Source organism: Rhodocaloribacter litoris (assembly GCF_011682235.2).
GTDB classification, from domain to species: domain Bacteria; phylum Bacteroidota; class Rhodothermia; order Rhodothermales; family ISCAR-4553; genus Rhodocaloribacter; species Rhodocaloribacter litoris.
The window spans coordinates 989,672-1,000,584 of the sequence record NZ_CP076718.1 but is presented as its reverse complement, the minus strand read 5'-3'; the positions used below and the strand labels follow the sequence as shown (position 1 = coordinate 1,000,584).

Annotated in this window: 9 protein-coding genes; all 9 read left to right on the top strand. The window is 63.8% G+C overall.

The window, feature by feature from the left end; all coding sequences use genetic code 11:
• Window positions 1-619 precede the first annotated feature (619 nt).
• The 9 genes from GQ464_RS04210 (at window position 620) to GQ464_RS04170 (ending at window position 10,859) form a co-directional block, all read left to right on the top strand.
• Window positions 620-1,306: a T9SS type A sorting domain-containing protein gene (locus GQ464_RS04210; protein ID WP_228350581.1), complete on the top strand. Its 687-nt coding sequence runs from the start codon at window positions 620-622 to the stop codon at window positions 1,304-1,306.
• 661 nt (window positions 1,307-1,967) lie between these two features.
• A complete protein-coding gene (locus GQ464_RS04205; RefSeq protein ID WP_166979315.1) occupies window positions 1,968-3,161 on the top strand; it encodes a glycosyltransferase family 4 protein in 1,194 nt (397 codons plus the stop codon).
• A gap of 40 nt (window positions 3,162-3,201) precedes the next feature.
• Window positions 3,202-4,623: a nucleotide sugar dehydrogenase gene (locus GQ464_RS04200; RefSeq protein ID WP_228350580.1), complete on the top strand. Its 1,422-nt coding sequence runs from the start codon at window positions 3,202-3,204 to the stop codon at window positions 4,621-4,623.
• 30 nt (window positions 4,624-4,653) lie between these two features.
• Entirely contained in the window at window positions 4,654-4,944 is a 291-nt protein-coding gene (locus GQ464_RS04195; RefSeq protein WP_166979731.1) for a PqqD family protein, read from the top strand.
• Entirely contained in the window at window positions 4,928-5,368 is a 441-nt protein-coding gene (locus GQ464_RS04190) for a lasso peptide biosynthesis B2 protein (protein WP_166979729.1), read from the top strand. The genes GQ464_RS04195 and GQ464_RS04190 overlap by 17 nt, the downstream gene beginning before the upstream one ends.
• A 104-nt stretch (window positions 5,369-5,472) precedes the next feature.
• Window positions 5,473-7,560: a lasso peptide isopeptide bond-forming cyclase gene (locus GQ464_RS04185; protein ID WP_166979727.1), complete on the top strand. Its 2,088-nt coding sequence runs from the start codon at window positions 5,473-5,475 to the stop codon at window positions 7,558-7,560.
• Window positions 7,557-7,712 (top strand): lasso RiPP family leader peptide-containing protein, encoded by a 156-nt coding sequence (locus GQ464_RS04180; RefSeq protein WP_166979725.1) that lies wholly within the window; start codon window positions 7,557-7,559, stop codon window positions 7,710-7,712. The genes GQ464_RS04185 and GQ464_RS04180 overlap by 4 nt, the downstream gene beginning before the upstream one ends.
• A gap of 286 nt (window positions 7,713-7,998) precedes the next feature.
• Entirely contained in the window at window positions 7,999-8,982 is a 984-nt protein-coding gene (locus GQ464_RS04175; protein ID WP_166979717.1) for a phosphoenolpyruvate carboxykinase (ATP), read from the top strand.
• The gene (locus GQ464_RS04170; protein WP_166979714.1) at window positions 8,979-10,859 is read left to right on the top strand and encodes an ABC transporter ATP-binding protein; all 1,881 of its coding nucleotides are present in this window, start codon (window positions 8,979-8,981) and stop codon (window positions 10,857-10,859) included. The genes GQ464_RS04175 and GQ464_RS04170 overlap by 4 nt, the downstream gene beginning before the upstream one ends.
• Window positions 10,860-10,913: the final 54 nt, after the last annotated feature.

Here is a 10,913-nt window from a genome sequence, read left to right as displayed (position 1 = left end):
CGTCACGCGTCCAGTGGCGATGCCCGTCACGCGGCGCATCGTCGGATAGACCGTCTTCGCGTTCGAGAAAGGGGAACCTCACGTCCGGTGAGGCTCCCCTTTTTTGCTGTGTTAAATATGGGTTAAAACGATGATTCCGGGTGTCATGCTTTTGCCATAAAAAAGAGAAGGTTATGGTTTAATCGACTCTTCAGCCATGCCGATACTGATCCCGTAAGCGAACGCCGCAAGGCTAACGTGAAAACAAACAACACTTCGCCGCTATCCTGGAGGGTTCCAGTGCAGTCGGTGAGGGGGATCAAGATCGGCAGGTGTCATGAAAGGAGTAGTGCTTTTCCTTTTCGCGTTTGTTCTCGCCAATCCGCTGATAGCACAGACCAATGAATGCGGTACGGAGGCCGGTTGTGCCTGTAAGACCGGAAAGAGTGCGCTGGTGGTTGTGCCCGCCAGCGTGACCACGGATTTGCAGACCGGTGATGTCATCACTGCGCGTTACGGGGCCCTCTGTGTCGGGCAGGTCACCTTCAAGAAAGGGGAGGCTGCCAGCATCACCGTATGGGGCGAGAACCCGCTTACGGGTGATCCGGGCTTGCCGGAAGGTGCATCCATCGCGTACAGCGTGTATCGTCCTTCGGTTGATGAAAGCGTGGATGATGTGGTGGTGACGTATGCGTCCGGGGACGGCGTCTACACCACCAGCGAGATCGAGGTCATGGAGAGCATCAGCACCGGAGCCGCGCTCCCGGTGGAACTGGCGCAGTTCGATGCCCTGGCCGACGGCCGGGATGCCGTGCTCGTCTGGCGCACGCTTTCCGAGACGAACAACGCCGGCTTCTGGGTTGAGCACGCGGCGGCCCGGGACACGGCCTTCACGCCGCTGGCCTTCGTGGAAGGGCACGGCTCCACGAACGAGGCCCGAACCTACCGGCACCGCGTCGAGGCCCTGCCGGCGGGTACGCATCGTTTCCGCCTCCGGCAGGTCGACTTCGACGGCAGCTTTGCCTATTCGGCCGAGGTGAGCGTGTCGGTCGGGTTGCCGGACGGGTACCTTCTGAGTGCGGCCTATCCGAACCCGTTCAACCCGGAGACGCGCCTGGACCTGGAAGTGGCACGCCGGGAACGGGTCGAGGTGGCCGTCTATGATGCCCTCGGCCGGCGCGTGCAGACGCTCTATGCCGGTGAACTCACGCCGGGACGACGGCAGGAACTGGTGCTTTCGGGCACCGGCCTGGGCAGCGGGTTGTACCTGATCCGGGCACGGGGGGAAAGTTTCGAGGTGACCCGCACCGCCCTGCTTGTCCGGTAAACCGCCATGGCCGGCCGGGGAGCGTGTTGCAACTCCGGCCGGACGGGCACCATACGAACGCGCGGAGGGCTCTTCCCGAAACCGGCCGGCGGGAAGGGCCCTTCTCTTTTCCTTTGCCCCGGGTTCGTCCGGGCGGCAGCGAGATTGTAACATTTGGCCGTATCGCTGCAGGCCGCTTTATTTTCCGTTCGCCGTGTAGTACACTATCCCCGTCGTCGCGGGCAGTGTATGGAAAGCAGAGGTACAGTCCTTTCACCTGCCGGCGAAGGGTTCGAAACGTATCTGTAAAGAACATACCTGTTGTGTGTCGTCCTGAATTTGGTTATGTCCTTTTCTTTGTTCATATGTTTCGCTTTTTCAAAATCATAGGGCTGGGTCCCCGTCCTGGTCCGAGTGTATGAAAGTACTGTTTTCCATTATTCCTTGATCCAAATGAACAAACGTTAGCCGTCCCGGGGATTGCCCTGAGGGGCGGGCAGAGCAAAGTGGCATAGTTCTCTTCCTTCGGGCCGGAAGGGAGCGGTCACGGAGCACCGTCGTCTCAACACCTGCTTCCCAAAACATCTCAGGTTGTATCCGGATCCTCGCCTTTTCAGACGTTCTCTCCTCGTGTTGTTCTCGATCCGTGTGATGACCTGGGGCGGTCGAAACAGTCCTGCCTATGGAGTACCTCTTTCTGCTGGGGATCTTCGCGCTGGTGCTCGGAGCGACGCTGCTTCTTACGCTGGTCGTTCGCTGGCTGGCGATCCGCAAGGGGTGGGTAGATGTGCCCGACGGAGAGCGGAAACTGCACGCTCGCCCCGTCCCGTCGCTGGGGGGGGTTGGGATCGCCTTCGGGTATGTGGTCGGCATAGCGCTGCTCTATTTCTCCGAAGATTACCTTTCCTTCCGATGGGAGCCGGTGTCTCCCCTCCTGTGGGGCGGGGCGCTCGTGATGCTCGTTACCGGCATCATCGATGACATTCGCGGGTTGAGCTTCCGGCATAAGTTCGCCGTGCAGGTCCTGGTGGCCTATGCCCTGATCTGCGGAGGCTACCGCATCGATGTCTCGGGCCTGCCTTTCATGGGGGACGATCCGGCGCAACACATGCTCCTCTCCATCCCCCTGACGTTGCTCTGGTTCGTGGGGGTGATGAATGCCATCAACCTGATCGACGGGCTCGACGGGCTGGCGGCCGGCGTCTCGATCATTGCCTTCGCCTACCTGGGATTGATCTTCAGCTTCCATGGTGGACCCGCCATTGTGCTGCCGGCGCTGGTCATGGTCGGGGGGCTGGCCGGTTTCCTTTTCTACAACTTCAACCCGGCCCGCATTTTCATGGGGGACTCGGGCAGCCTCTTTCTCGGCTTCATGCTCGCCGCCTATTCGCTGGAAGGGCAGGCGCACCTGGATCCCCTGCTGTCGTTTCTGACGCTGGTGGCCGTGATGGGGTTGCCGCTGCTCGACGCCGGATTTGCGATCATTCGCAGGCTGCTCAGCGGGCGGGCCCTCTTCGCTCCAGACAACGATCACATCCACCATCGCATGGTCCGGCGGTGGCCGCAGCGCCAGGCTGTGCTCCTGCTCTATGCCGTTGCAACCTGTTTTGGCACGATAGCTGTGTTCATGTCGGTCGCCTCCCCGACAACGGGGTTCTTGCTGTTCGGACTGGCGCTTTCTCTTTCGTTCGTCGGGCTGAACCGGCTCAAAGTCTATCGCCAGCCGTATACGCGGCCCGAGATTCAGAGCCGTTTCGCCGTCTCGGAAACAAAGGCATCTTCCCACTGGGAGGCGAATTTGAGACACGAAGCGGAGAAAATCGAATCCGGGGATGAGCGCAAGGCGGTTGCCGAGCGGTATGAGTCCGTTTCCTAGAGGGAGGTGCTGCCTTGATTCACTTGCTTTGAGCTATCTGATGCATTTCCAGTCGGATACACTTGTATATGATGGCGTTCGGCCTGCCCCCCTCCCGGCTCCTGCCCGGGAGCTCCTCGATCGTCTGGAGCGCCGGGAAGCCGTCATCGGGGTGATTGGTCTGGGGTATGTGGGGCTTCCGCTGGCGGTGGAATACGCCGGCCGCGGCTTCCGGACCCTGGGGATCGATCTCGATTCGGAACGCGTCCTGCGTCTCAACGCGGGACAGAACTACAACCCCGACCTCGACGACGCCCTGGTGCGCCGTCTCGTCGAGACGGGCTGCCTGCGGGCGGCGGACCACGTCGAGGGGCTCGCCGGGGCCGACGTGGTCTTCATCTGCGTGCCCACGCCGGTGACCGAGCACAAGGACCCGGACACGTCCTACATCCGCAGGGCGACCGAAGCGCTGGCACCGCACCTGCACCGGGGGCAACTCGTCGTGCTGAAGTCGACCACGTACCCGAACACGACCGAGGGGCTGGTGCAGCCGATCCTGGAGCGGGTTGCCCGGGAGCGGGGGCTGGTGCTGGGCCGGGATTACTTCCTGGCCTTCAGCCCGGAGCGCATCGACCCGGGCAACCGGCAGTTCACGACGGCCAACACGCCGGTGGTCGTGGGCGGGGTGACGGCCGCCTGTACGGAGGTGGCGGCGACGGCGCTGGCGCAGATCGTGGCGCACGTGCACCGGGTCTCGAGCCCGAAGGTGGCCGAGATGGAGAAGCTGCTGGAGAACATTTTCCGGAGCGTGAACATTGCGCTGGTGAACGAGCTGGCRCGGCTGTGCGACCGGATGGGGGGGGTGTCGGTGTGGGAGGTGATCGAGGCGGCCTCGACGAAGCCGTTCGGGTTCATGCCGTTCTACCCGGGTCCGGGGCTGGGGGGGCACTGCATTCCGATCGACCCGTACTATTTGTCGTGGCTGGCGCGGCGGTACGATTTCGAGACGAGTTTCATCACGTTGTCGGCGCGCGTGAACGAGGAGATGCCGTTTTACGTGGTGGAGAAGGTGGTCGAGGCGCTGGCGCGTCAGGGGGTTCGGCTCGCGGAGGCGCGCGTGCTCCTTCTGGGGGCGGCCTTCAAGAAGAACGTGGACGACACCCGTCACAGTCCTTCGGAGAAGGTGCTGGCGCTGCTTTGCCGGAAGGGGGTCGGGGAGGTGGCCTACAGCGACCCGCACGTGCCGGTGTTCCGGGTGCCGCTGGCCGAGGGGGTGCGTACGTTTGAGGGGATCGCGCTGACGGCGGAGGCGGTCGCGTCCTTCGATGTGGTGGTGCTGTTGACGGACCACGACGCGTTTCCGTATGAGGAGATCGCCCGGCAGGCCCGCTACATCATCGACACCCGCAATGCGTTCAAAGAGGTGGCCTGTAACCCTGAAAAAATCTATCTTCTGGGACGTGGCCTTGCGGGGCGCGTCTGATCCACAATCGATAGCAAGATGGGAATTCCCATGATCAGCCCGGACTCTGTAGTTGTCGTTTCCGAAGATCTTACGACTGCCGATCTGGGGGGAGAGGCGATCGTGCTCGATGTGAAGTCCGGGAATTATTTCGGTCTCAACGAAGTCGGTGCCTTCATTCTGGAGACGATCCGGCAGCCCCAGCCGGTGCGGGTGGTGGTTGAGCGGATGCTGGAGATCTACGATGCGACGCCCGAGCAAATCCTGGAAGACGTACTGGCCTTTCTCAATCAACTCAAAAGCCACGGTCTGGTTGAGGTGACCAATGAACACCTGGCGTAAATGGCGGCGGCTTGCATGGCCCGATCGGTGGTTGCTGGTGAAGGCCCTGGTGCTGGTGATGACCTTTCGGGTGGGGCTGGCGCTGTTTCCGTATCGCCGGGTCGTCCGGTTCGTGGACCGAACGCCGGCCGGGGAAGCGGTGCGGTACGACCCCGCCCGGGTGGCCCGTCTGGTACGGGCCGTTGCCCGCCGCTTGCTGGGCGACCGGCCCTGCCTGCCGCAGGCCCTTGCCGTGCGATACCTGCTTCACCGTGCCGGCGTTGATACCGTGCTGCATATCGGGGTGGCGAAGGGACCGGCGCGCGAGTTGCTGGCTCATGCCTGGGTGGAATATCGTGGCCGGGTACTCATCGGCGGGGAGAGCTCAATCCACCGGTACGTACCGCTACGCCCGCTTACACCCGGGCGGAAGTCCGCCGCCTGAGGAAAAATTGCTCCACACCGGAGCGGGTCGTGTCGAAAAAGGTTAGGCATTGACGTCCTGATGCGGTTATAATAAGTGTATTCGCCAGAGGCATTTGAGCAGACATGAGCGGCATCGCAGGCATATGGCACCTTGACGGCAAGCCGGTCGCGTCGGATGAACTCCGGCGCATGACGGCGGCCATCGCCCACCGGGGGCCGGACGGCACGGGCGTCTGGACCGAAGGACCGGTGGGGATGGGGCAGCTCCTGTTCCGCACGGTGCCGGAGGCCCCGGGGGAAGCACAGCCGCTGATCTCCGACGACGGACAGATCGTGCTCGTCTTTGACGGGCGGATCGACAACCGGGCGGACCTGCTTCGTACGCTGGCGTTGCCGGACGCATACCGGGAGGCCCCCGACGAGGCCTTCGTACTGGCCGCGTACCGCCGCTGGGGGGCCAAAGCGCCGGAACACCTGCTGGGCGACTTCGCCTTCGCGGTCTGGGACGCCCGCGAGCAGCGTATGCTCCTGGCCCGCGATCACTTCGGCCTCCGCCCGCTGTATTATGTCCACCGACCCGGCGAGGTGCTGGCGTTCGCCTCGGAGATCAAAGCCCTCCGGGCGCTCGGGCTGGTTTCGGAGTCGCCGAACGAGCGCAAGATCGCCGAGTTTCTGCTCATCCCCGTGCAGGTCACGCCGGAGATGACCTTCTTCCGCGACGCGAAGGCCGTTCCGCCGGCCCACACCGTGCTCGTTCCGCGAGAAGGTGTGTCCCGCGCGGAGATGTACTGGGCGCTCGACCCGGAGCGGGAAGTCCGTTACAACCGGGACGAGGACTATATCGAGCGGTTCAAAGAGCTGTTCGACGAGGCCGTGCGGTGTCGCCTGCGCAGCATCACGCCGGTCGGCTCGATGCTCAGCGGCGGGCTGGATTCGACCTCCGTTGCCTGCACGGCCGCGCGCCAGTTGCAGGAAGCCGGAAAAGGTCCGCTGCACACGTATTCCGCCGTTTTCGACAGTATCCCGGCCTGTAACGAGCGTCCCTACATCGAGGCCGCGCTCCGGATGTACCCGGAGGCGATGAGGCCCCATTTTTACGCTGCGGACCAAGGCAGCCCGCTGGCACACAACGAGGAACTGACGTGGTACCTCGAACGCCCGAACGAGGGCATCAACGCCTACCTGTCCTGGGATCTCCACCACCAGGCCCGTGAGCAGGGGGTGAGGGTGGTGCTCGATGGCTTCGATGGTGACACGACGGTGTCGCACGGCGACGGGATCTTTTACGAACTGCTGTGGCAGTACCGCTGGGTGCGGCTCTGGAAAGAGGTTCGGGCCACCGTCCTGAATATGGGCGGAAAAGAGCGCCATGCCCGGCGGGCCTTCGTCAAATGGATGAAAGAGTTTGCCTACGGGCACCCCTGGATGTCGCCGATGCTACGGAGACGCCGCCAGCGTAATCAGACGAAGTACGGTACGGCGCTGGCCTTCTCTTCGCTGGGAACCACCTGGGCGGGAACGGCATGGCAATCGTATTTCGACGCAGACTTTCTGGGCAGGATGGCGCCTTATCTGGCGGAAGTACCGGAGTCCGCGGAGTACCCGACCGAGCGAGCCCGGCATCATGCCAAGCTGGTGCGTCCGATCATGTCGTACGGTGCCCGGCTGATCGAGGCGCAGGCCGCGGCGGCCGGCATCGAGGTACGCATGCCGTTCTTTGACGTTCGCCTCGTGGCGTACTGCCTGGCCCTGCCGGCCGACCTGAAGCGGCGTGATGGTCTGGGGCGCTGGGTGATGCGCCGGGCCCTGGAAGGGGTGTTGCCGGCGGAGGTCCAGTGGCGCCGGGACAAAGCCAACCTGGCACCGGGGTACATCCGGGCGCTGCAGGCCGAAGATGCGCCTCGGTTGCAACAGTTTGCCCGTACGATCAAAGCAGAGGGATTCCCCGGAAACTATCTTCAGGAGGAGCCGGTGGTCGCTCTGGCCAGGCAACTGGTCGCCGGTCATCTATCCGACCCCCGGCGCGAGGCCGAGCGGATCGTGCTCTGGCGTGCGCTTGCACTTGCACAATGGATGGGACTGAAAACAGCCTTCACATCCCGGCCTACTTGTAAGAAAATGGATCCACGGATCGTGGATACTATTACGGCAGGATCTAACGGTCATGCCGTTCGTATCAACCCCAAACCAAAACCGGAGGAGTGTCTATGAACACGTCCATCAAAAAGGGCTACGAGGCCCCGGCCCTCACCATCTACGGGTCCGTTGCCACCATCACGGGCAACCAGAGTGCGGGTGGTTGCGACCATCCCTGTGGGGTCAACAACATCGACAACACCTTCTACAGCGTTGGTGTCAAGTAACAGGTGTTGGCATGCCGGCCTACAGTGGGTTTCCTGCTGTAGGCCGGTTTTTTTTTGTATCAGGGTGCGGGTCGAAATGATCACCGGCGCTTTCGCCCTTCACGTTTTTGTATCATGGGGCCGGCGGAGATCTGGTTGCCTCGCGGCGTACGCGTCCGGTGCGATCGCAGGGCAGGAACGAGCGCTCCGCCGGATCGTGCAAAGCCGGGCATGGATTATGCTCTGATGTGCCTCGCTTTTATGGTTGGTTTCCGCCAGGATGAGATGAATCAGCAGGCCGTGCCGGATGATGAATGACGTGAGGAAGCATTGCTACCGGTGTTATGGACTGGAAGTAGCCTCTGAACTCGCACTTCCCGAACTCGTCGAAATCGAGCCGAGTGAGCGTGTAGACGTAGTGATCCGGTATGATCGCGTTTCCCCGTTGCCCACGCCCCGGCAGGAAGATGGCAGCTGGGAGGTCGTGACGACATCGGAGGAGATTCATTTCTGGATGCACGGGATTGGCGGGTTGGTGATCCGCTCCGGGTGTGAGATGATCATCGATCCGGCGCCGGGTGCGATGGAGCGAGGCTTCCGCTTTCTCGTTTCCGGTATCGGAATGGGTTTCGTGCTCCATCAACGAGGCATCCCGTCGCTGCATGGCGCAGCCGTGGCCATCGACGGCGTGGCGGTGGGGTTCGTCGGATGGAAGGGGATGGGGAAGTCCACGACGACGGCGGCCTTTCACCGGCACGGCCACCCGGTGCTGACGGATGACGTGCTGCCTGTCGTGCTAAAGGACGGCGAAGTACAAGCGCTGCCGGCGTTTCCCGGCCTGAAGCTGCTCCCCGATGCCGTCGAGGCGGTGGGGCTGGACGACCCGGCGCGCCAGGTGCCGATCAGTCCGCTGGGTACGAAGCGCCTGGTGACGGTGCGAGACCGGTTCGTGACCGAGGCGCTGCCGCTGGCCTGCGTCTACGTGCTCGACTGGCATGAGGAGCCGGAGGCGTCGCCCCGGGTCGAACCCATCCCGGCTCGCGAGGCGTGTGTGGAGCTGATGCGGCATTCGTTCGCGCTCCGCATGTTTGGTGAGCAGGGGGCCACGCCGCAGCACCTGGCCGAGAGCGCTCGTCTGGCGCAGGGTCTGCCCGTTCGACGTCTGCGCCGGCCGCGGGACCTGTCGCGTCTGGACGAACTCGTTGAGCTCGTGCGTGCCGACGTGGCCGCTCGGATGCCGGAGGCTGTTTCCGCCAGCGGGGAGCGGCGGGAGGAGGCGGGCAGCGCATGAACGAGCCTACGACATCCCATCGGGACCCTGGCGTTGCGCCTGCGCCACACCGGCTGGACTGGGCCAACGTCCGGCAGAAACTCGTGCACATCGGCCGGGCGCTGAAGATTGCCTGGAAGGCCGCCGGACCGTGGACGACGGCCTGGGCCGTCATGCTCCTGCTCCAGGGGCTTTTTCCTGCCGCGACGGTCTACCTGACGAAGGTGGTCGTCGATGCCTTCACCGGCAGCATCGGCGGTGACCTGAGCTTCGAGTACCTGAAACCGGTCATCTTCTCAGGTGGTTTGCTGGTGGCCATCCTGATTCTGGGGCAGGTCGTGCAGCAGGGCATCATCTGGGTCCGCAATGCCCAGGCGGAGCTCGTCACGGACCACATCAAGGCCCTGATCCACCGCAAGACGGCTCGTGTCGATCTCGAATTTTATGACATTCCCGAGTACTTCGATCACATGGCCCGGGCCAACGAGGAGGCGGATCGGCGGGTGCTGACGATCCTTGAAGGCACGGGCGCCATCCTACAGAACCTCGTCACCATCACGGCCATCTCGGGTATTCTCCTGGCGTACGGTTGGTGGGTGCCCCTGGTGCTGTTTGGCTCTACACTGCCTGCACTACGCATCCTGCTGGTGCACCAGCGGATCTACCACGCCTGGTGGCGTAGCACAACCCAGCAGCGACGCTGGGCGCGGTACTTCGACCGGGTCATCACCGGGCGGGAGTCGGCACAGGAGGTGCGGCTCTTCGGCCTGAGCGAGCAGTTTCTCACGGCCTATCAGCGCGTGCGGAAGAACCTGCGCGACGCCTTCATCCGGCTCAGCCGGAGGCAGCGGACGGCGTCGCTCTTTGCCAGTCTCTGGGCCCTGGCCGCTACCGGAGGGATCATGGCCTGGATGGTGTTTCGCGCCATCCGCGGGCTGGCGTCCCTCGGCGACGTGGCGCTCTTCTACCAGGCCTTCAACCAGGGGCAGGGGCTCATGCGGGCCCTGCTGAGCAGCGTCGGCACCCTCTACGCCGACGCCCTCTTCCTCGAACACCTGTTCACGTTCCTCGAGCTCGAGCCGCGCGTCCGCGTCCCGGCGCAGCCGAAGCCGGTGCCGGCGACGCTGCGGCACGGCATCACCGTGGACAACGTCTCGTTCCGCTATCCGGGCAGCGACTACCTGGCCCTCGACGGGTTCAACCTGTTCATCCCGGCCGGCAAGACGGTCGCCATCGTGGGGAAGAACGGCGCCGGCAAGAGCACCCTGATCAAGCTGCTGTGCCGCTTCTACGACCCCGAGGCCGGCGCCGTGCGGTGGGACGACGTGGACATCCGCGACGTGGACCCGCGCGACCTGTGGCGGCGCGTGACGGTGCTGTTCCAGTATCCGGTCAACTATGCGGGCACGGTGCGCGAGTCCATCGCCTACGGCAACGTGGAGGTGCCGCTCTCGGACGAACGCCTGCAATGGGCCATCGACGCGGCGGGGGCCCGGTCCATCGTCGACCAGCTCCCGCACGGGCTCGACACGATGCTCGGGAAGGAGTTCGAGGGCGGCGTGGATCTGAGCGGCGGGCAGTGGCAGCGCATCGCCCTGGCGCGGGCCTTCTACCGGGATGCCCCCCTCGTCCTGCTCGACGAGCCGACCAGCTTCATGGACTCCTGGGCCGAGATGCAGTGGCTCGACCGCTTCCGCGACCTCGTCCGCGGGCGGACGGCGCTCATCGTCACCCACCGCTTCACCACCGCCATGCGGGCCGACCTGATCTACGTCATGGAGGGCGGCCACCTGGTGGAGTCGGGCACGCACGAGCAGCTCCTGGCGCGCGGCGGCCTCTACGCCGAGTCGTGGCAGAAACAGATCCAGGCTGAACGGGCTCAGATTTCGGAAAACTGACGGTCTCGCGATAGGAGGAGGCGGTGTCGGTTGCAAAGCTTTCCCTCCGGTAAA

Excerpts from the sequence above, each read along its gene's own strand:
- GQ464_RS04205 (WP_166979315.1), top strand. The coding sequence starts at position 1,968 with ATGGAGTACCTCTTTCTGCTGGGGATCTTCGCGCTGGTGCTCGGAGCG.
- GQ464_RS04195 (WP_166979731.1), top strand. The coding sequence starts at position 4,654 with ATGATCAGCCCGGACTCTGTAGTTGTCGTTTCCGAAGATCTTACGACT.
- GQ464_RS04190 (WP_166979729.1), top strand. The coding sequence starts at position 4,928 with ATGAACACCTGGCGTAAATGGCGGCGGCTTGCATGGCCCGATCGGTGG.
- GQ464_RS04185 (WP_166979727.1), top strand. The coding sequence starts at position 5,473 with ATGAGCGGCATCGCAGGCATATGGCACCTTGACGGCAAGCCGGTCGCG.
- GQ464_RS04180 (WP_166979725.1), top strand. The coding sequence starts at position 7,557 with ATGAACACGTCCATCAAAAAGGGCTACGAGGCCCCGGCCCTCACCATC.
- GQ464_RS04175 (WP_166979717.1), top strand. The coding sequence starts at position 7,999 with ATGATGAATGACGTGAGGAAGCATTGCTACCGGTGTTATGGACTGGAA.
- GQ464_RS04170 (WP_166979714.1), top strand. The coding sequence starts at position 8,979 with ATGAACGAGCCTACGACATCCCATCGGGACCCTGGCGTTGCGCCTGCG.